The organism is Alteromonas gracilis, assembly GCF_002993325.1.
GTDB classification, from domain to species: Bacteria; Pseudomonadota; Gammaproteobacteria; order Enterobacterales; family Alteromonadaceae; genus Alteromonas; species Alteromonas gracilis.
In genome coordinates this window covers 107,581-127,210 of the sequence record NZ_PVNO01000030.1, presented here as the reverse complement: position 1 = coordinate 127,210, position 19,630 = coordinate 107,581, and the positions used below count along the sequence as shown (strand labels likewise).

At 44.3% G+C, this 19,630-nt stretch carries 19 protein-coding genes and 1 tRNA gene; 14 read left to right on the top strand and 6 right to left on the bottom strand.

What is annotated here, in order from left to right:
- Window positions 1–76: 76 nt before the first annotated feature.
- Entirely contained in the window at window positions 77–1,270 is a 1,194-nt protein-coding gene (locus C6Y39_RS16630; RefSeq protein ID WP_105929417.1) for an ISL3 family transposase, read from the top strand.
- 58 nt (window positions 1,271–1,328) lie between these two features.
- Here the strand turns inward: C6Y39_RS16630 and C6Y39_RS16625 are convergent.
- Window positions 1,329–1,405, bottom strand: a tRNA-Ile gene (locus C6Y39_RS16625).
- Window positions 1,406–1,724: 319 nt separating this feature from the next.
- Between C6Y39_RS16625 and C6Y39_RS16620 the strand changes: the two genes are divergently transcribed.
- The 11 genes from C6Y39_RS16620 (at window position 1,725) to C6Y39_RS16570 (ending at window position 11,242) form a co-directional block, all read left to right on the top strand.
- Window positions 1,725–2,534 carry an MbnP family copper-binding protein gene (locus C6Y39_RS16620; protein WP_105932347.1) on the top strand — a complete coding sequence of 270 codons (810 nt, stop codon included), beginning with the start codon at window positions 1,725–1,727 and terminating at the stop codon, window positions 2,532–2,534.
- Window positions 2,535–2,732: 198 nt separating this feature from the next.
- Window positions 2,733–3,062 (top strand): hypothetical protein, encoded by a 330-nt coding sequence (locus C6Y39_RS16615; RefSeq protein ID WP_105932346.1) that lies wholly within the window; start codon window positions 2,733–2,735, stop codon window positions 3,060–3,062.
- A 434-nt stretch (window positions 3,063–3,496) separates the two neighbouring features.
- A complete protein-coding gene (locus C6Y39_RS16610) occupies window positions 3,497–3,823 on the top strand; it encodes a DUF3718 domain-containing protein (protein ID WP_105932345.1) in 327 nt (108 codons plus the stop codon).
- 149 nt (window positions 3,824–3,972) lie between these two features.
- Window positions 3,973–4,728 carry a LytR/AlgR family response regulator transcription factor gene (locus tag C6Y39_RS16605; protein WP_105932344.1) on the top strand — a complete coding sequence of 252 codons (756 nt, stop codon included), beginning with the start codon at window positions 3,973–3,975 and terminating at the stop codon, window positions 4,726–4,728.
- A 132-nt stretch (window positions 4,729–4,860) separates the two neighbouring features.
- The gene (locus C6Y39_RS16600) at window positions 4,861–5,265 is read left to right on the top strand and encodes a CidA/LrgA family protein (protein WP_105932343.1); all 405 of its coding nucleotides are present in this window, start codon (window positions 4,861–4,863) and stop codon (window positions 5,263–5,265) included.
- Window positions 5,258–5,968: an LrgB family protein gene (locus tag C6Y39_RS16595; RefSeq protein ID WP_105932342.1), complete on the top strand. Its 711-nt coding sequence runs from the start codon at window positions 5,258–5,260 to the stop codon at window positions 5,966–5,968. The genes C6Y39_RS16600 and C6Y39_RS16595 overlap by 8 nt, the downstream gene beginning before the upstream one ends.
- Window positions 5,969–6,267: 299 nt before the next feature.
- Entirely contained in the window at window positions 6,268–7,263 is a 996-nt protein-coding gene (locus C6Y39_RS16590) for a response regulator (RefSeq protein WP_105932341.1), read from the top strand.
- Complete coding sequence (locus C6Y39_RS16585) at window positions 7,263–7,754, top strand: PAS domain-containing protein (RefSeq protein WP_105932340.1); 492 nt, start codon at window positions 7,263–7,265, stop codon at window positions 7,752–7,754. The genes C6Y39_RS16590 and C6Y39_RS16585 overlap by 1 nt, the downstream gene beginning before the upstream one ends.
- A gap of 111 nt (window positions 7,755–7,865) precedes the next feature.
- The gene (locus C6Y39_RS16580; protein ID WP_105932339.1) at window positions 7,866–9,614 is read left to right on the top strand and encodes an Lcl C-terminal domain-containing protein; all 1,749 of its coding nucleotides are present in this window, start codon (window positions 7,866–7,868) and stop codon (window positions 9,612–9,614) included.
- The gene (locus tag C6Y39_RS16575) at window positions 9,614–10,180 is read left to right on the top strand and encodes an Lcl C-terminal domain-containing protein (protein ID WP_105932338.1); all 567 of its coding nucleotides are present in this window, start codon (window positions 9,614–9,616) and stop codon (window positions 10,178–10,180) included. The genes C6Y39_RS16580 and C6Y39_RS16575 overlap by 1 nt, the downstream gene beginning before the upstream one ends.
- Before the next feature lie 267 nt (window positions 10,181–10,447).
- The gene (locus tag C6Y39_RS16570) at window positions 10,448–11,242 is read left to right on the top strand and encodes a YggN family protein (protein ID WP_105932358.1); all 795 of its coding nucleotides are present in this window, start codon (window positions 10,448–10,450) and stop codon (window positions 11,240–11,242) included.
- 123 nt (window positions 11,243–11,365) lie between these two features.
- Here C6Y39_RS16570 and hemW read toward each other — a convergent pair whose 3' ends face one another.
- From hemW to C6Y39_RS16550, 4 genes are all read right to left on the bottom strand, one after another.
- A complete protein-coding gene (gene hemW / locus C6Y39_RS16565) occupies window positions 11,366–12,505 on the bottom strand; it encodes a radical SAM family heme chaperone HemW (protein ID WP_105932337.1) in 1,140 nt (379 codons plus the stop codon).
- Window positions 12,498–13,100 carry an XTP/dITP diphosphatase gene (locus tag C6Y39_RS16560; RefSeq protein ID WP_105932357.1) on the bottom strand — a complete coding sequence of 201 codons (603 nt, stop codon included), beginning with the start codon at window positions 13,098–13,100 and terminating at the stop codon, window positions 12,498–12,500. The genes hemW and C6Y39_RS16560 overlap by 8 nt, the downstream gene beginning before the upstream one ends.
- A 219-nt stretch (window positions 13,101–13,319) precedes the next feature.
- Window positions 13,320–14,546, bottom strand: a complete 1,227-nt coding sequence (gene srmB / locus C6Y39_RS16555; RefSeq protein ID WP_105932336.1) for an ATP-dependent RNA helicase SrmB — start codon at window positions 14,544–14,546, stop codon at window positions 13,320–13,322.
- Between the two features lie 148 nt (window positions 14,547–14,694).
- On the bottom strand, window positions 14,695–15,873 hold the full coding sequence (locus C6Y39_RS16550) for a tRNA nucleotidyltransferase/poly(A) polymerase-related protein (RefSeq protein WP_105932335.1): 1,179 nt from the start codon (window positions 15,871–15,873) through the stop codon (window positions 14,695–14,697).
- A gap of 217 nt (window positions 15,874–16,090) precedes the next feature.
- On the opposite strand from C6Y39_RS16550, the gene C6Y39_RS16545 reads away from it, so the two are divergent.
- Together C6Y39_RS16545 and C6Y39_RS16540 are read left to right on the top strand one after the other, a co-directional pair.
- Window positions 16,091–17,002 carry an ExeA family protein gene (locus C6Y39_RS16545; RefSeq protein ID WP_105932334.1) on the top strand — a complete coding sequence of 304 codons (912 nt, stop codon included), beginning with the start codon at window positions 16,091–16,093 and terminating at the stop codon, window positions 17,000–17,002.
- Window positions 16,995–18,245 carry a general secretion pathway protein GspB gene (locus C6Y39_RS16540; protein ID WP_105932333.1) on the top strand — a complete coding sequence of 417 codons (1,251 nt, stop codon included), beginning with the start codon at window positions 16,995–16,997 and terminating at the stop codon, window positions 18,243–18,245. The genes C6Y39_RS16545 and C6Y39_RS16540 overlap by 8 nt, the downstream gene beginning before the upstream one ends.
- A 173-nt stretch (window positions 18,246–18,418) precedes the next feature.
- On the opposite strand, the gene C6Y39_RS16535 is transcribed toward C6Y39_RS16540, so the two are convergent.
- Window positions 18,419–19,615, bottom strand: coding sequence for a cyclic di-GMP phosphodiesterase (locus tag C6Y39_RS16535; RefSeq protein WP_105932332.1), 1,197 nt, complete (start codon window positions 19,613–19,615; stop codon window positions 18,419–18,421).
- Window positions 19,616–19,630 lie beyond the last annotated feature (15 nt).

The following is a 19,630-nucleotide window of genomic DNA, read 5'->3' as shown; positions in this document are numbered from 1 at the left end:
GGCTCTTCATCATTAACGGGGGACATCCGCATTCATTAAACTGATTTTGCGAAGAATCATTTAATGGAGAGTACAGATGTCCCACGCAGGTACTATTTTAGGCATAAGTGAGTTAGAAATAGAACGTGTTCATCGACATGATTTTATTGAAGTGTGGGCAAAGCCCACTAAAAAGCCGTTATGCAAGCATTGTGAGAGTCAACATTTACGCATAAAAGCCACACATAAGCGTACTGTGAAGCACACGCGCCAAGGTAATCAGGTGCTAACGCTACATTTAAAGGTACCTAAGTATCATTGTCGATGCTGTGGTCGTTATTTCAGGCACCCTTTTGTTGGGATCCGGCCACGCTATCGAGCGTCGGAGTGCTTTCGCTTAGAAGTCTTTGAAGCGCACCACGGTGGTGTTACGCAGCGTGGTATCTCACGCACACATCGCATTAGTCCCACTACGGTAGAGCGTTGGTACCAATCACACATCAGCCAAAAATATAAAGAGATTATCAGTCGCCCCTGCCCAGAGATGCTGGGGATAGATGAACACTTTTTTACCCGTAAGAAGGGTTATGCGACGACGTTTGTAGATTTACGACATCGTAGTGTGTTTGATGTAAAACTGGGACGTTCTGAATTAAGTTTACGCTCGTACTTGCGCCACCTTCCCAATAAAGAAAACGTTAAGCTCATCGCGATAGACTTATCGGAAACCTATCGTGGTATTGCCAAACGCTATTTCCCTAATGCTGCGATAGTCGCTGACCGTTTTCATGTGGTGCGCTTGATAAACCATCACTTCTTAAAAGCGTGGCAGCAACACCACCCTGAAGGACGTAAGAATCGAGGTTTACTTAGTTTGATGCGACGACATCAATGGCATTTAAGCGAAGAGAAAAACAGCAATCTACAACGCTACTTAGCTGACTATCCGGTGTTAAAAACACTGTATGAGGTCAAACAGAAGCTCATCAGGTATATGCTGTTAAAGACTATGAATGAAAAACGAATGGAGAAGACATTACCGAGGTTCTTAGACTTGCTTGAACAGTTACATCACAGCCCACTTCGTGCACTGGCCAATACCTTAACTTCGTGGTTGCAACCTATCATCGCCATGTGGCGCTTTACACGAAACAACGGGATCACTGAAGGCTTCCACAACAAAATGGAAATGATATCAAGAAGAGCGTATGGTTTTAGAAACTTTGAAAACTATCGAATAAGAGTGATGACCCATTGTGGATGGGATGGTGTTATCAATCGTGTAAGGTGAATGCTGATCCCCCGTTTATGGGGTAGAGCCGAATTTGGACACTGCTTCGTGAAGAAAATGGTGGCCCCACCCTGACTTGAACAGGGGACCTGCCGATTATGAGTCGGATGCTCTAACCAACTGAGCTATAGGGCCATTTAGAGATGTGTTCTAATATTGTTTTGGATAACAATAACAAACGAGCGCAAGTATAAGCAGTTTTAACTACCTTGTCACGCCTAGGTTAGGGGTTTGTGATTTGTTTGCTTTATTTTTGTTCACTCAGTGGTTTGAATTACTCAGTGAGTTCACTTTATTGGGGCTAATAATGGTATTCTATAACAAAATGCGCATTGCCGTAGTCAGTTCTTATAGGTAGTAACTCTTAAAACGATATTGCATAGTTCACCTTAATTAATAAATAACGCGGTTTCCTTTTCCAACTGCTCGCTAATCACAGGAAGTAAATAATAAGATGAAAAGTTCTTTTCGCGCGCCCGTCATATCTTCTCTATTCATAGCTGTGTTCTTCTCGCTAGCTGGGTGTGACGTAATAAATTTTAAAGGAAGAGAGCCCGGTGAAATTCCTTTTAAATTAGTAGGTGTGGATACTGGTGCTTGCCCCATGATCATGAGCATAGGCCAGCAGCGCTGGAATATAGACTATTTTGGCTTTTATCTTAGCAAGCCTGAGCTTCGCATTGATGGAAAATGGCAAAGAGTGAAGTTTAAACAGACTCAGTGGCAAACGCCGAATGCGGCTCTGCTAAAATTCCACAATAAGTGCGTTAATCCCGATGATGCTAACACCAAAATAGTATTGGATGTGTCTGAGCAACTTTTAAAGTTATCAACTAACCTCCGTTTTACCATGGGTTTACCTTTTGATATTAACCACGCTAATCCATCCACTCAGCCTTCTCCATTGAACGATTCGTCGATGTTTTTAAATCAGCGTAACGGCCACAGGTTTCTTAAGTTTGATGTGTCCAAGAGCGGAGAAGAAGCGCACGAGTGGTCTTATCATCTGGGAAGCGCAGGGTGTGAGTCTGAATCTGAAAACACGCCCCCAGAGAGTTCTTGTGCTTTTACAAACCGCGTAGAATTCATTTTGCCAATGACGCAACTTGATACCGACTTAGATTTAGAGGTATCAGTGTCTAATATCGTCGCCCAGGTTCAAATAAACGAGGCACCAAACTGTGTGTTCGCATCTTCAGAGGTCACGCCATGTGACAAGCTGATTCAGAATTTGGTGCACCGACCCTGGATAAAGTGGCAGTAGTAACCTGACAATTTCATGTTTATACGAAAATATACGAAGGGCGAAAAATAGCCGTTTATTGCTTTTGATGACTAGTTTATACTCCGAAAATATATCAATTAAATGCCTATGTGTTGATTATTAACTTCGTGGTAGACTTTAATACTTACAAGTTACGTTAATAATAAAAAAAGCAGGTAAAAAGTCGCGGAGACGAAAATGACTGAAAAACCTTTCATTACGAGTGGTCGAAATACCATCATTCATAAGATCAGAAAGCTTGACCTATTGGTGACGAACGGAGACGAGAATCCTCCGATACTAGTGACCTATAAAGGTATTAAGCAGTATGAAGGTAAAATTCCAGATAACAAACGCGAAGCCAAAGCGTTAGATATGGAATTGGTAGATGTTACCACCAGCGAAGTCTTTGGCGATGAAAAAACATTAGTTTTTATTCAGACACTAAATGGCAAAGAATACAAAATAGACTACTCAAAAGTCGGTACGAGTATGTTTATCAAAATTCACCAAGACAGTATTTTTTAGAAAAATTTAAGCATTAAGCGTAATAACATAATGCATCAAAACGGGGGCTAATAGCCCCCGTTTTTTTCTCATAACAGCTCAAGTTGATTCGGTATTAACTTCAAGTTAGGTTCAAACTGATTGAAGTACCAGTTTTAAGAGGCACTTATCAAACTTGATAGTCTTCGTTTCAAAAACACATCAATCTTTTCTCCTATACCCTCGTCATTCCTTTTCCGCGTTACAAAGAATGTTGCAAAGTGTGTGTTAAGTTCGACTAATAACTGTTTAGACCGATGGTTAAACCTCTGCTTTTGTACGCTTGTCGCAACATCTCATATAGCGGTATTTTGGCGTTTTTATCGCGTAGTCATCACAAAGTTTCACTAGTTTAATGATGCGGGGGCTTAAAGAGGTCGTCACCGCGTTGCCAAATATTATCAGAGGAACTTGTTATGTTTATGTCACGCCGTGTTACCCAACTTGCTTTACTTGGAATGAGTCTGTCACTAACCATTACTGCCGCCAGCGCTGCTTCCTATCCACGGGAGCTAGAGAATAACCTAATTGCAGTGTGCGAAGCAGTGAAAAGTGACAATCGCTTGAAGCTGCACCGCGCTGTAAAAGCCACAGGCCTTAATATGAAAAATCTGCACACAGGCTTAGTGTGCAATGGGCAAGATATGCTTACGTTCGCTATTACTAATGGCGCAGATGTCAATGCGCAGCATATCGCTCGTCGTATCAATGTAAGCCCAAGTGTTTTAACCGCAAAACGTTGAATAATTTCTGTTTACCCTGACCATTGGGCTACATAAAACGTAGCCCTTTTTTAACATTGTTTATTTTACTTTCTTAGTAATGACTTTTTTGAAAGTTAGAATTAAAAGTTCTTGGTGCTATTACTGTTCGCACCTGCAAGGGAACGCAAATGATCGCACTGGTATTCTTACAATCTATTTCTTTGCAGAGGGCGCTTTGTGAAATATTAGAAAAGCGTGGTCTGTTTAGCCAAATTTATAGCGCAGACTCGGCTGGTCATTGCCTGGCGCTGGCTGAAAAGTATCAAAACGCTATCGGGTTTTACTCGGTTGCGCCATCAAGCAGAAATCTAGCCTCAAAACATTGGCTGGCTGTGGGCAGTCAAGAGGAAGAGGCTCTGTTAGCTTTTTCTCACAATGCATCAGGTTTTGTAAAGATTCCACTAGAAGAAGCGCAGATTTTGCGAGCAATTGAAAATGTGAAAATAAAATATCGCTGCTACGAGCGAGGTTTTCAATTTTCTCGGCTTATTAGAGGCTTATGTAATCAGTACGGTGTTTCAGAATCCGCGCTATTAGCAAGCTTAAGACTGCAACTATTCAAAAACGCCCAGCCTTGTGTAGTGGGGATCCGCGCTGAAAACGGGTGGTGTTGCCTGAACCCTGAAGATATCAAATGGATTGAGGCTGCGGGTGATTATATGTGTGTTCAAACCTTGTCGGAAAGTTATGTCGTTCGCACTACTTTGTGTGACTTACTTAAAAGGTTGGGAGGGCACTACTTTAAACGATGCAATCGCTCAGTCGCCGTCAATGAAATGCATGTCGCTCACTTGGAGCAAAAATGCAATCAGCAGCAAGTTGTCATGCAAAGCGGTGAGAGCTTTAAAATTACCGACAAATATTACTATCAGTTTTGGCAGTAAAACGCAGGCTGCTCTTTAGATAAAAAAGCGTTGAATTGTTCGTATACGACCATGGTACTGCTAGCGGTTAAATGCGCTTCTCGTTACACTACGTCGATTGGAGTTGCAGACAAGACATAGTAGGGAGTATGCGTGCAAAATGTCAAAGACACGATGGTAGGCACGGCCGCAGTTTTCATTGCTTATTATCTTGGCCTTTTAATTGTAAGTGCAGCATCTCTTCCCATCCCCGGTCCGCTGCTTGGGCTTATTCTGCTGCTTGTGGCGTTATTTTGCTTTCCAACGCTTGAACATCATGTTGCGCGCGCAGTAACGTTTCCTCTCAAACACATGTCATTACTTTTTATCCCAGCGGTGTTAGGCGTGACCATGTATTGGGGGGATATAAAAACTTATGCTTTAGCTATTGTGATTGCTATTGTCGTTACGACGTCGTTTAGTTTGGGCTTTACTGCGTGGCTATCTCAACAGCTTTTGAACTCTAAAAAGAGCGATGTTCTAGCTAACGGTAAAAATATCGGCGATGTAGATGATTGAGGCTTTACACAACACTTTAAGTTTTCACGGTTTACTCTGGCTGAGCATCTCTATCGTCAGCTACATGATAGCGCTTTGGGCCAATAGAAAATGCAGTGGCCACCCTGCAGCTCACCCCATCATCATCACGGCGTTATTTGTTTCCTTGGGGCTTTATTTTTCCAATACGCAAGTTTTTGAATATCAACGTGCTGCTTCATTACTGCATTGGTTGTTAGGGCCAATCACGGTAGCACTCGCCCTACCTATTTATCGCCAATGGCAAAAGTTAAGGCACTATGGCTGGCGTTTGGTAGTAAGTATAATTTTGGGCGGTGTACTTGCCCCTTTTTCAGCGTGGTTGACGCTTTTTATATTCGATACGCCCAGCGCTATACAATTCACTATGCTCGCCAAATCTATAACCACGCCCTTGGCGATGGAGTCTAGCGCACAAATAGGAGGGATACCTGCGCTAGCTGCTGTTTTCGTTATCGTTACCGGTATAGTGGGAGCCGTAGTGGCTTCTACTATATTTTCCCTTTTTAACGTTAAAAACCGACAGGCCCAAGGTATCGCACTAGGTACTGTCGCCCATGCCATAGGCACTGCAAAGGCAATCCAAATGGGAGATGATGTTGCTGCTATGGCAACATTAGGCCTATGTGTGAACGGCATTTTTACCGCGCTAGCTTTGCCCGTCGTTTTTAGCTTATTCATTTAAGCGAATGAATCTTAGTCTCTTTAATGCTTAAAGTAGGTGGGAAAAGCTGAGCCTGCACGCAGGCCTGCCTGAGATGATGAAAAACTCGCTGGCAATATTCTCCAAAAGTGCTATTTCTTAGTGATGTGATTCGTATCACTATATGCATGAGAAAAATCGTATAAATTTAGCGATGCGGTAATCGAAGACGCTCAGTCGCAAAACGACACTTCAGTTCAAAGCTGTATTGCCGATATAGTCTAGATTGCGATAAATATCAGTGTTTGCTGGTTTCAAAAGTTAGGTGGTAAAAGAACTTAATGTTTTCTGTACTCGTTTGTGACGACTCGTTAGTTGCGCGTAAGCAAGTGGCAAAATGCCTCCCTCAAGATTGGGACGTTGCTGTGCATTTTGCAAAGAATGGCGATGATGCCCTAAAGGCGCTTGCCGAAGGCAAAGGCGATCTTTTGCTGCTCGACCTAAACATGCCTGTTCTCGACGGGTACGGCACGCTCGAGGCAATCAGGGAAAAAGGGTTAAAAACAAAAGTAATAGTGGTGTCAGGAGATATTCAGCCAGAGGCTCATGAGCGTGTGACATCCCTAGGTGCTTTGGACTTTATTAGGAAGCCTGTCGATCCTAAAACGTTAGCAGAAGTCTTAAACAAATATAATATTCTTGATAGTGATGAGGAACCGCAGCTAGAAGCATCTCCCCTTGACCCTGATATAAGGGATTGCTATCAAGAAATCACCAATATCGCGATGGGGCAGGCGGGCGATCATCTTGCCCGTACCATGAACGTTTTCGTCGAATTACCTATACCCAACGTAAACTTAATTGAAGTTTCTGAACTTCATATGATGCTCTCGGATATTGAAAGTCATGAGCAAGTTACTGCTGTGTGCCAAGGTTTTCTGGGGCCTGGAGTCAGCGGTGAAGCCTTGTGTATTTTGAGCGACTCAAGTTTTGATGATGTGGCAAAAATACTTAATGTGGAAGGTGAAGTTGACGACCAACTTCAGTTAGAACTCTTGATGGATGCCGCAAGTATACTTATTGGTACTTGTCTGACAGGTTTGGCAAATCAAATGGACATTAATTTTAGTCAAGGGCACCCTATCGTTTTAGGACAACACCGCGCCATTACTGAAATCATCGCCATGAACCAAATAAAATGGAAGCGTACCCTCGCCATTGAATTGAGTTACGGTTTAGAAGGATACAATGTGCAGTGTGACTTGATACTGCTGTTTACTGAAGAATCGATGAAGATGATGAATTCTAAGCTTGCCCACTTGTTGGAGGATTATTGATGAGCCAACATTTAGATGAGTTATTAGAGTTTCATTGGATGATGGACATGCTACAGACCGTTGACGTAGGGATCGTTGTTTTAGACAGGGACTTTACCGTTAAAGTCTGGAATGGCTTTATGGAGAGTCATAGCGGTCTTTTACCTAGCGACGTCAGGGATAAATCTTTGTTTTCGCTATTCCCCTCAATTAAGCAAGATTGGTTTATGAAAAAAGCTAAGCCCGTCTTCGACCTAAAAACTCGCGCTTTCATGACATGGGAGCAGCGCCCCTATTTATTCAAGTTTCCAAATTATCGGCCGATTACAGGAAGTGAATCTTTCATGTATCAGAACCTTACGCTTTCTCCACTGACCTCAGCAACGGGTAAAGTGGATTATATCAGTATGATGATCTATGACATGACTGATGTAGCGGTAGGTAAAAAGCAGCTTGAGGCATTACAGGTAACCATGTCTGAGGCGCAAGAAGCGAAAAATCGCTTCTCATAGCCGCGACAAGCTGTGTGCGTTAATGACTAACAGCTAACCAGCGACATAATCTACATCAAGTTTTCACCTGACACTGTGTTTAATTCATTGCACAGTGCAATGGGAGTATGTATGCAATTAAACGTGTTTTCAGGTTCAGATAGGTATTCTGGTGTCCTAGACCGATGTCTAATTTTTATCGCAGTTGTAATGTTTTTGGCTGCTTGTGGCGGAGGCGGTGGTGGTGATAGCGATAGCGGGAACAACACTGGAAACCTTGTTGTCAATGCGGGGCCAGACGCTACCGTGACCGAGGGTGCTAGCTATGCTTTGAGTGCCCAGGTTAGTGGAGGCGATGGAACATACACGTACAATTGGACTGCTTCGCCTTCGTTATCGATTGCTCACGACGATACCAGTTTATCTGCAGCGAGCTTTGTTGCGCCCCTAGTAAACAACGCAACGCAATACACAGTAACGGTGTCTGTTAACGACCAAAGCGGTAACACCGCAAGTGACTCTGCCGTAATTACCATTGCTCCAGTCAATATCCCTCCCCAAGCGAGCATTGCTGTCCCACAAAGAGACGACCTGCCTCAAAACACGTTTCCTGGTGGTGTAGAGCTAATATTAGATGGCACCTCGAGCCGAGATCCAGATGCCAGCGATGAAGCAGTATCTGACTATATGTGGTCTCAAACTGATGGTGTTAATGTGATTACAGGTGTTGAAACAAACCTGTCAACGCTGACTATCGTTACGCCGATAGCAAATGAAGAGCAGTCGCTTTCTTTTGAGTTAGTGGTCACAGACAGTGAAGGGGCGACCGATACTCAAGCTATTACTATTATTGTGCAGTCTGAATCGGATACGCTCCCTACGGTAAGTGCGGGTGTTTCCCAAGGTGTGTTTAGCGGCGAGATAGTAATACTCGAAGGCGAGGCCACAACCAGCATTCCAAATGCTATGCCTCTCACTTATCTATGGGAAAGAAGCAACAACGTTCCTGCTGGTTCGACAGCAGGCCGTCCTATTGATGACAGCGACGCGCTTTCAACCTTTGCCGTGGCGCCTGCTGTTTCAACTTCTACAGTGGTTGCGTATACGCTTACGGTCACTGACGCAAATGGAAATAGCGTAGAAGATACAGTAAACGTTCAGGTTCGTCCCATGCCTACGCCGCTTATCAACGATACTGGGTTTTTACAGCAGGCCACGAATAATGCGTTAACACAGGCGCAGCAAAATGAATTCCCAGGTCAAGATGGGCAAAGAGGGGCGGATGTCGTTGAGCAAAATGGGTTGATTGAAAAAGCCGGTCGCGGAAAAGCTGGTTTTGATTTTACCCGCTTAAACGCTAACGGGGATGAGCAGGATGCTGACGCTGATACGTGGTCTTGTGTACGCGACAACGTCACCGGATTAGTATGGGAAGTAAAGACTGACGACGGTACGTTTCAAGATAAAGACTTTACCTATTCCTGGTTTAGCGAAGAAGTAAACGGCGGTTTTGAAGGGGATGAAACGGGCGCTAATGGCACCTGTTTACTCACAAATTGTAACACGTCAGCCTATGTTCAGGCCGTAAATGCGCAAGGTTTGTGCGGCTTTTACGACTGGCGTTTGCCTACTCATCATGAGCTTTTCTCACTTATGCACTTAGGCATTGCTGCTGATGTTGCTATAGATGAAGACTATTTCCCTAACACCGGGGAGGTCTCCTCAGTGCCTTTGTGGTATTGGACGTCCGTACCAAGTGCAGACGGTGTAAATAGCGACGATGCGCAAAATGCATGGGCATTGGACTTCGATTCAGGGGTTGATAACTTTCTTAATAAATCAACAGCTGGCCGAGTGCGTCTTGTAAGAGCAGGGAGATAGTGATGAGTAAAGTAATGAAAGAAACAACCCTTACAAGCAAGGTATCATCGGCGATTAAAGCCCTATTTATTTCGACGTTTCTTACTTCCGTATCAATTTCAACAATTGCTCAGGAGTGTTTATCAGATGGCCTAGAAACCACGCCTAATGATAACTTTGAAGCTGTGACGACGAGTACGTTGTTAGATACTACCACTGACTTGGTATGGAGACGTTGCGCTGAAGGCCAAACCTGGAATGGTTCGACATGCAGTGGCGAAGCGGTGAAATACACCTGGCAGCAAGCGCTGCAGCTAGCCCACGAAGCCAGCAACGAAGATTTGCTAGGGTGGCGATTACCGAATGTTAAAGAGTTAGCAACAATTACAGAGCGTGACTGTGTTCGCCCAGCGATAAACAGTTCTCTTTTCCCAGCCACGCCACCAGATGATTTTTGGACATCAACGCCATCGGCAGATGATCCTGACCGCGCGTGGGTTGTTGCGTTTTTTAACGCGAGTCATTCCATAAAAGAAAAAGACCGGTTTATCTACGTGCGTCTAGTGCGAACTTTTACCAACGATTAAGTATAGAGAGTACGTAAGCGTATTAAACTTTAGCCTTTCGTCTAATATCTTGGGCTGGGACTTTTTATCACCAAAGCACGCTTTATAATGCGTGCTTTCTCTTTTCAGGTTAGCCCGCAAATTGTTACACAAAGTGTTTTGTCAATCACGCGATGGTTATGATACTCGCGGGTAGATGTTCTCGACATGTTCAACCTGATTTTTAGCACGTTAGACTCATGATGGCTTTTTATTTCCGAGTAAGCTAGCCACAATGACAATATGAAAATGATATCGCGCCTAAAGGCAGGCTTTCTTACATTTTGTTTGTTCGCTGGACTTAGCACGTCAGCGCATGCGGAATATACCTGCAATATTGATTTTGCCTATGGTATTGCTGTTAACGACCAGCAGCTTCGTGTCATGGATAAAACCCGAACTGTGGTTCAAATTAACGGTCAAGACCAACTGTTCATTGGCGGCCGCTGGCAGACACTGAATGAACAAGAGCGGCAATGGCTAGAAGAATATGCATCAGGATTGCATTATGTAGTGCCAAAAATGATCATTTTGGCAACGGAAGGCGTTGACCTTGCCATTGATACTATTGAACATGTTTATCTGGGCCTAGTTGGTAGCGACCACGATAGTTATGAGCGTTTAAATGCCGCGATGAAACGGGTACAAAACCGCGTAAAAGACAAGTTTAGACACGCGAGTAATCATTATTTTATTGGTCCCGGATCCCTAGAAAGCGTTGATGAGTTTGTGGATAGTGAAATTGAAGCTCAGCTTGAAGAAGCCATTTCCACTTCTGTTGGCGGTATACTTTCTGCCATCAGCGGTATTAATACCGGAAGCGGAGAGGTGAATCAGGAAAAAGTGGCTGAAATTACACGGCAGCTCAACAATGTCGGAGAGCACCTTGATGTAGGTGACAAAGCCACCACTTTGCGTAAAAAAGCAGAGTGGTTTTGTGAAAAACTTAAGCGTTTAGACGTTGCAGAGGAAAATCTTCGAGCCAGCGTACCAGCCTTTAAACCTTACAATATCATTACGCGTCACGATGAAAGTGAAAATTAGGTGCAGATAGGTAAGCAATACTGTCTTTCAAAACTGTTTATAAGAGAAAAGCCTGCGCGAGCAGGCTTTTTCGTTCCAAGCTCTCATAGAAATAACGAAAGCAAATAGCTTAAAAGAGCGGGTTTAGACAAAACACGACAGTAGCGAGTTGAGATATCGACGCCCCTTTGCAGTTACCTGCCAGTGACTATCTGAAATAGAAAGTAACCCTTGATGATGAGCATCAGAAAGCGCACGCTCAACATCGTCAGCTAGTTCAATACCCGTAAAGTCGCTGAAGTCACGTATCGGGCAAGGCTCAACTAAACGAAACCTGTTCATAAAGAACTCAAAGGGCAAGTCATCTGCACTTACCCGCGTTTGCGTATCTAAATACGGGCGGCTTATTTCCATATAGCCTCTGGGATGCTTTACTTTAACAGTACGATGGATTGTGCCATTTGCAGCGTCGGTAATTTTACCGTGAGCACCACAGCCAATACCTAAGTAATCGCCAAAGCGCCAGTAATTGAGGTTATGTCGGCACTGATGTCCCGTTTTTGCATAACCTGAAATTTCATACTGTTGGTAGCCAGCAGCCTCTAATAAACGGTGTCCCTTTTCCTGTATTTCCCACAGGATATCGTCGTCAGGTAGTTCTGGTGGTTTGGAATAAAAAGGCGTGTTTGGCTCGATAGTAAGCTGGTACCACGACAGGTGATAGGGATCGAGTTCAATACCTTGTTTCAAATCTGCCATGGCATTCTCTACGCTTTGTTCAGGTAGGCCATGCATGAGATCTAAATTAAACGTGGGTAGGCCCGCGCTGTGTGCTTGTTTTACTGCGTTCTCAGCTTGGCTTTCGTTATGAATGCGACCTAGTACTTTTAAATGCTTAGGTTGAAAGCTTTGAATGCCCACCGAAATTCGGTTTACGCCTGCCTGAAAAAAGCCTGCAAACTTACCAGCCTCAACCGTGCCTGGGTTGGCCTCCATGGTTATTTCAGCAGTGTCGCTCAAGTTAACCCGTTGTTTAACGCCGTTTAAAATGTCAGCCATGGCCTCGCTTGAAAACAAACTGGGCGTGCCACCGCCAATAAAGATTGTCTCAACAGGGCGGTCGCCAATGCGTTTGGCATCAATGGCTAAATCGTCCAGCAGGTGCGCCACATATTCTTTCTCGGGTAAATCAGATTTAAGCCCGTGAGAGTTAAAATCACAGTACGGACACTTTTGTACACACCAAGGAATGTGGATATAAAGGCTAAGCGGTGGATTACGCAAAAGTCGCTCTCATATTATCAAGCAAAATCGCTAGGGCGTTGCCGCGATGGCTAATGCGGTTCTTTTCGGCTTTCTCCAATTCTGCTGCAGTACAGCCATGAGTTGGCACGTGAAATACGGGGTCGTAGCCAAAACCGTCGTTACCAGAACGAGCGGTTAAAATTTCGCCTTGCCACTTACCTTGACTAACTAATGGTACCGGATCGTCGGCATGACGCATAAACACCAAGGTACAAAAGAAATGCGCTTTACGCTGGGTCTCGCCATCAAGAGCAGCTAATAGCTTGTCGATATTGGTATCATCAGTTGCATCAGCGCCAGCATAGCGGGCTGAATAAATACCGGGCGCACCGCCAAGGGCGTCAACCACTAAGCCTGAGTCGTCAGCAATGGCAGGAAGGCCTGTTACTTTTGCGGCATGACGCGCTTTAATAATGGCATTTTCAACGAATGTTGTGCCTGTTTCAGGTACATCAGATACGCCTAATTCTTTTTGCGCCACAACGTCTACGCCATAATCTGCAAACAAAGATGCAAACTCTCGCACCTTGCCTTGGTTACCTGTGGCTAATACAATTTTTTCTGGGAATTTCATTGTGCCAGACTCCTCGTTTTTTCTTTGTTCCTGAAATAAGCTCGAATACATTAATCGAGTGCTTGAGGCTATTCAGGACGAAGGTTGGGAGTGGTTTGAGCAAACCCTCTGCCGCAGGGATGCGGCAGCGGAGCGCACATGGATGTGTTTACCGCGTGTTTGCGAAAGCCACTCCCAACCTTCGGCCTTCGCATCATTCATCCTCTACGTGCTCGAGTTTTACTTTTTCTTCTTAGGCTTAGCTTTTGCCTTGGCTTTGTCTTTGGCCTTCACTTTTTTCTTTTTTGGCCCAATTTTAGGCGTTTTGTTTTTAGGGCGTAGCTCGTCGATGACGCGAGCTTTAAGCGGTTCGCCCATGTAACGGGATGCTTTTGTTACCATTTCAAAATCGTGAGCTTCAACCAAAGATATGGCTGTTCCTTTTGCGCCGGCACGACCTGTTCTGCCTATACGGTGAACGTAAACATCGGCCTTGCGAGGCATATCGAAGTTAATGACGTGACTTACATTTGGTACATCAATACCTCTCGCAGCGACATCGGTAGCTAATAGAATTGGCACCTCACCACTTTTAAAACGAGCCACAGCAGCATTGCGTTTATCTTGTGGCATTTCGCCCTGTAGCCAGCACACCGGGATGTCCTTCGAGGCTAAAAAGTCTTTTAGCATTTGAAGACGGTCGCGTGTTTTCACAAAAACAACCGCAGACGTCGTCGTTTCTTGCTTTAAAATATTAACCAGCAAAGCTTGCTTGTGATTCATATCGTCAGCAAGGTGATACCACTGGTGAATTTTGTTTTTCTCTTTACGCGACGGGTTCGCTTCAACCACTTCTGGATTATTAAGAATGTCGTGCGCAAAGGTTTTAACACCTTTACCTTCTAACGTGGCAGAGAACAATAGGTTTTGCTTGCGCCAGCGCGCTTCCGCAGCAATTTGGTTAACTACCGTTGAGAAACCCATATCCAACATGCGGTCAGCTTCATCAAGAATTAAACACTCGATATCACGGCAGTCTGCAGCTTCTTTTTCGATATGCTCAAGCAAACGACCTGGCGTTGCTACAAGAATATCGAGATTTTTGCTCAAGGTTTCTTTGTCGGTGCCATAGTTAATACCACCTGTGATGACGCCGCACACAATTTGGGTGTGCTTAGTAATGGCAACGGCTTGCTCGTGAACCTGTAATGCTAGTTCACGGGTGGGCGTTAGAATTAGAATGCGTGTGGCCCCAGGCTGTTTACGCGGGTAATCAAGTAAGAACTGACAGGCAGACAATAAAAATGCCGCAGTTTTTCCCGTTCCCGTTGGTGCAGACGCCAAGATATCTCGCCCGTCTAACGCATGAGGGATCACCAGTTCTTGAATGCTAGTTGGAGTTTCAAACCCCATATCGGCAACTGCGTGACACAGTGCTTCGTCTAATTCGAGTTCTTCGAAAGTCATAGTATAAAAAACGCTCTAAATGAATGGGGCGTATTGTAGCATTGCTATACCAAAACATAGAGAAAAAGTGGCGTTAAATTCTCATTGCGTAGACAAAATGTATTCTGATTATGAACACTTTGCATTAGTAACAACTAAGGCAAGGTAGCTATTCACTCAGCGAAGTGATAGCGGCAAGCTTGGCTTGGGTTAGTGCGTCTTTTATTTCGGGGCCTTTTACGCCTGTGGCAATAATGTCTTGTACGTTTACCTGATTTGCTGCTTCCAATGCGTTTTTAATGCGCTTCTGCTGATGCTGCCAATCTACACCTTTGTTATGTGCATAAGGCGCAAAAGCGCTGAGTAATAATGTGAAACGTTCTTCTCTACGCCATGCATCACAGCCATTGAATAAGGCGAGTAAGTCGGCAGGCGAATTCTGTGTGTCTGAAAGAGAGTCTTTAAATTTGCTGCTTAGAATGGCAATTTCACTGACTTGGTTTTGCACTTTTAGTCGGCTGCAAAGACGCTTCGCTTCCTCTTCATTAAGATGAGTGAGCAGAGCTGTAAATCTTGTTATTAGCCGAGTGATTTCTGGAGCGCTGCTTTCAGATGTTTGGGTTCCAGAGTCACCTTTATTAAAAGAGCTTTCGTTTTCAACCTTTTCTAGGTCTACCGCGGTTTTTAACGTTGCCAAAGCAGTATCTACGCTACTTTCAAGTTCAGTAAACCAATCGCTAAGGCCATGGGCCTCGTTTAATACGCTGAAAAAAACATGCGGTGTTTTCTCTAAAAGACTTCGCTTTGTTTCTTGCCATACCCGCTCCGCGCTTAGTGTACTTAACTCGCCGCTATCTGCCATGGACTGCATAAGCGCCATGGTTTCATTGGCGATAGTAAAGCCCAAATAGGCATAGCGGGTGGCAAATCGAGCCACACGAAATACGCGTAAAGGATCTTCACTGAAAGCTTCAGAAACGTGGCGAAGTAGGCGGTTCTCTAAATCTTTTTGGCCGCCGTAAGGGTCGATAAGTTTTCCTAAGTTGTCTTGCGCTATGGCGTTAACCGTCAAGTCTCTTCGTAATAAATCTTCTTCCAATGTTACCGAACTTGATGCATCGCAAACAAAACCAGTATAGCCTTTTCCTGACTTACGCTCTGTTCGTGCAAGCGCATATTCTTCCTGAGTTTTAGGATGTAAAAATACAGGAAAGTCTTTACCCACTTGGGTAAAACCTTGGCTAATCATTTCTTCAGGGGTAGCGCCTACCACTACATAGTCGCGTTCAACAACTTTTCTGTTTAATAGTGCGTCACGCACTGCGCCACCAACGAGATATACCTGCATGCTATTCCAATGATTTTTTAGTCAGTAATGCTTTTTAATTTGGAGAGTAACGATTTTTGGCGTGTTACAAAAATCAATTCAACCAAGCTTATAGTGGCGCAGTATAGCAATGTTACAAATAAAATTCGTAGCCTCATCGTTATGCGCTTTCACTTCATGGTTGCCTCTGGTAGTTTAATCGCTGTCAAAATAAAAACAGATAGGCGCTTCAGCAACCATGTATTTGAACTATTTCGGGTTAAATGACAATCCTTTTTCGATTGCGCCAAACCCCGATTATTTGTATATGAGCCCAAGGCACAAAGAAGCATTAGCTCATTTGACCTTCGGCCTTAGGGAAAGTGGCGGTTTTGTGATGCTCACTGGCGAGGTGGGCACAGGAAAAACAACGGTTTCACGAAAGTTATTACAGCAGCTACCCGATAATACGCAGGTAGCCATGATCCTAAATCCGACGCTGTCAGCCCTTGAGTTATTGGCAACGGTTTGTGATGAATTAGGATTACCGTACACCCCTGAAAAAGCGAGCCTAAAATATTTTACCGATCTTATTTTGTCTAAACTGGCAGAGAATCATCAATCTGGCATTAATACGGTTTTGATGGTCGACGAAGCACAGCATTTGATGCCAGAAGTACTTGAACAGCTCCGTTTATTAACTAATTTAGAAACAAATCGGGAAAAGTTGTTGAAGGTAGTGCTAATCGGTCAGCCTGAACTGCAGCAGTTGTTAAAACGCAATGAATTGCGCCAGCTTGCACAGCGCATAACCGCTCGTTATCACTTACTTCCTTTAACAGCGCCAGAAGTGAGCGCCTATATAGCTCACCGCCTAAGTGTAGCCGAAGGTGATATTAGTATATTTAGTAAATCTACCCTTCGCGCGGTACATCAAATAACAGGTGGAATTCCAAGGGTTATTAATTTGCTTTGCGACCGGGCGTTAACCTTGTCTTTTACCAAGCAGCATGCAGTTGTGCAAAAGCCAATCTTCTTGGCTGCGGCAGAGCAAATCTTAGGTGAAGATGTAGTAAGTCAGCGAGTACAGAGTCAGCGCAAGTGGTATTTGATGGCAACGTTTGTATTGGCGGTGTGTTGTGGCTACGGGCTAGGGAGTTTGTATGTCTAATATCGTTGCCATTGAAAACTTAAAGCCTGGGATGGTAATTGTTCAAATTACTCAACAGAACGGGCCAGTAAAAATAAGAAAGTCGGGCTTGGTGACCAGTGATGCTATGGTACAGGGCTTATCTGAAATGGGAGTACAGGAAGTTGAAATAGACCCTGAACAAACCGTTGAAATTGCACCTGCTGCAACGCACCACAGAACCCAAACTCAAGCGCTGCTCCGTGGTGAGCACGATACTACCGCTAAGTTTGATAAATCGCTCAACGAGCAGTTTAATCGCAGTTTGTTTTTACCAACGGTGGAAGGCTTACCATCGGCATGGAAGCTGTATACTAAGCAATTTGGGCTTTTTGCTGTCGTTATTCTTGGCGGTTTGTGTATTGGGTTTTCAGCCGCGACGACTGAGCGCTGGTGGCCGGCATTAGTATCGCAATCCATTAGTAGTGTGGATGCTAAGAGCGATAGTAAGGGTGAAAACAATACGGCTTTAGCTACCCATCAACAGGTTGTGTCGCAACAGGGTAGTAATAGAAGCGTCGAGTCGGTTGATGGGGGGAACACCGGGGTAGAAGAGCAATCAACCGGTCAGAATATAGGGCAGGGAAACAGCGTTAATGATGTAGCGAGTGCACAAACCCAGTCAGGGCAAAACAACAATTCAGCTAACGGTACAGTATATAATCAGCGAGACACAGCGAGCGAAGGTTTTATTGCAGGGAACAACCAGCGTAGCAGTGTGAATGCTGTAAGTAATCTAAATAGCACAGCACAGATCACAGCACCTGCCGTAAACAATGGCTACGAACAAACTCCGCAAGACGGTGAGCCACAAGGGGTCAATTCACAGAACTATGAAGGAAAGGTGCTTAATGAAAGTACCTCGCAGTCTGATGTTTCTGTGTCTCCAGAGCTGATGGCCCGCTTCAACGCGGCTGTTGAAGCGCTTGACACCAAAGCGCAAGATAACGAGCAGCCAAAAGAAAGTACAGTAACCGTAAGAGACGATATTCCTCGTGTCGATCAGCTACCGGTTCGTTTACTAACAAGGCTTCCATCGATGAATTTCAGTGCGCACATGTATGCGTCTCGTCCCGCTGATAGATGGGTGAGAGTCAACGGACGTCAGGTCGGCGAGGGGGATTGGATTGCTGATAGGGTGCAAATAGTAAATATTGAAGCCCAGCGTGTGGTACTTTCGTTTGAAGATGAACTCTTCACCATGGCAGCGTTGACAGATTGGTAACGGTTTCCATATGATAGAAAACGAAAGCCAGTTTTCAATGCGCAATGCTAAAAGATACGTAAGGCCTGATTTGACGTAGTTTTCAAATCAGGCTTTTTTTCGTCGCCCAATTATGAATTTAGGCTCAAGGAGAGACGTTATCAGGGCTTTGAATTAGGCCTTATACTGATATTTTATATCGGTATTTGGTTTACAAAAACATCTCTGAAAAACTTAGGCAAATTCAAGCTAAACTCTTCTGGGCGCACACCTGAAACAATCTCATCTTCATACAAGCTTAAATCAATGCGTTTAACTTCATTGAAGTGTTGAGAGGTAACGCTGTAAAACGTCATCACATGGGGGCTTACCGGATCTTTAGGGTTTATCTTACTCACAATGCCTAGCTTGCCGCTTTTAAGTCTAACCAGTGAACCAACGGGATGAACACCAATACATTGAATGAATTGCTTGACCAAGTCTTGATCTAAATTCTCTGTTGCTGTCAGGCGCTTAAGGGCTTGAGTTGGAGTAATACTTTCTTTATGTGAGCGGTTAGACGTCATAGCATCATAGGCATCAACAATCGCGGCAATACGCGCATACTCAGAAATTTCGTCGCCAACTAAGCCTTTGGGGTAGCCACTGCCATCTATGCGTTCGTGATGCTCTTCGATAATCCGTAGCGATAGGTCTGATATTTCTCCACATTGTTCAACTAGCTCAACGCCAATTTGAACGTGAGTTTTCATCACTTCCCAGTCGCCTTGTGAGAACGCGCCTTTACTGTTACGGATTTCATCTGGTAGCGATGACATACCGATGTCCATCAGTAGAGTACCTAAGCTTACTTGTTCGATAATATCTCTGTCGTAACCAAGAAATTCGCAAAATATACCGCTTAGCACGCTACAGTTGATGCTGTGTTCAAGAAGATATTGGTCTGTATCTTTGATCATTGTAAGACAGCTAAGCGCATCCTTATTGTCAAAAACACTTTCGATTAGACTATGAGAAAGCGACTCCATGGGAGATAAGTCTTTTACCGCCCCATTTTTGAGCGACTTTAAAAAACTGCTTTGTATAGAGAGTGCGCTATCGTAAAGGTCGCTAGCTTCGCTAATTGAATCGCGACCGACTGGCTTAACCGGGGGCTTCGTCACTTCTGGTTGTGTTTCTTCTGCTGGCTCTGGCGCCTCTTGCGTTTCAGGAAGCTTTGACTTCGTAAAGTCTACTTCAACGCTTAATATACCTTTTAATTTAAGGTTATCGATAATGGCTTGAGTTTTAACAATACCTTTGGAGCGCATTTTAAGCGAGCCCGTCTGTTCAAGCACTTGATTGACGTACATTCCCGGCTGCAATTCATCAATAGGCACTTGCTCTAGCATTATCTCTCCTGTGGG

Bases quoted from the DNA above. Each gene is read 5' to 3' on its own strand.
- C6Y39_RS16535 (WP_105932332.1), bottom strand. From the start codon at position 19,615: ATGCTAGAGCAAGTGCCTATTGATGAATTGCAGCCGGGAATGTACGTC.
- C6Y39_RS16570 (WP_105932358.1), top strand. From the start codon at position 10,448: ATGATATCGCGCCTAAAGGCAGGCTTTCTTACATTTTGTTTGTTCGCT.
- C6Y39_RS16605 (WP_105932344.1), top strand. From the start codon at position 3,973: ATGATCGCACTGGTATTCTTACAATCTATTTCTTTGCAGAGGGCGCTT.
- srmB (WP_105932336.1), bottom strand. From the start codon at position 14,546: ATGACTTTCGAAGAACTCGAATTAGACGAAGCACTGTGTCACGCAGTT.
- C6Y39_RS16590 (WP_105932341.1), top strand. From the start codon at position 6,268: ATGTTTTCTGTACTCGTTTGTGACGACTCGTTAGTTGCGCGTAAGCAA.
- C6Y39_RS16615 (WP_105932346.1), top strand. From the start codon at position 2,733: ATGACTGAAAAACCTTTCATTACGAGTGGTCGAAATACCATCATTCAT.
- C6Y39_RS16610 (WP_105932345.1), top strand. From the start codon at position 3,497: ATGTTTATGTCACGCCGTGTTACCCAACTTGCTTTACTTGGAATGAGT.
- C6Y39_RS16630 (WP_105929417.1), top strand. From the start codon at position 77: ATGTCCCACGCAGGTACTATTTTAGGCATAAGTGAGTTAGAAATAGAA.
- C6Y39_RS16560 (WP_105932357.1), bottom strand. From the start codon at position 13,100: ATGAAATTCCCAGAAAAAATTGTATTAGCCACAGGTAACCAAGGCAAG.
- C6Y39_RS16595 (WP_105932342.1), top strand. From the start codon at position 5,258: ATGATTGAGGCTTTACACAACACTTTAAGTTTTCACGGTTTACTCTGG.
- C6Y39_RS16545 (WP_105932334.1), top strand. From the start codon at position 16,091: ATGTATTTGAACTATTTCGGGTTAAATGACAATCCTTTTTCGATTGCG.
- C6Y39_RS16620 (WP_105932347.1), top strand. From the start codon at position 1,725: ATGAAAAGTTCTTTTCGCGCGCCCGTCATATCTTCTCTATTCATAGCT.
- C6Y39_RS16540 (WP_105932333.1), top strand. From the start codon at position 16,995: ATGTCTAATATCGTTGCCATTGAAAACTTAAAGCCTGGGATGGTAATT.
- C6Y39_RS16585 (WP_105932340.1), top strand. From the start codon at position 7,263: ATGAGCCAACATTTAGATGAGTTATTAGAGTTTCATTGGATGATGGAC.
- C6Y39_RS16550 (WP_105932335.1), bottom strand. From the start codon at position 15,873: ATGCAGGTATATCTCGTTGGTGGCGCAGTGCGTGACGCACTATTAAAC.
- C6Y39_RS16580 (WP_105932339.1), top strand. From the start codon at position 7,866: ATGCAATTAAACGTGTTTTCAGGTTCAGATAGGTATTCTGGTGTCCTA.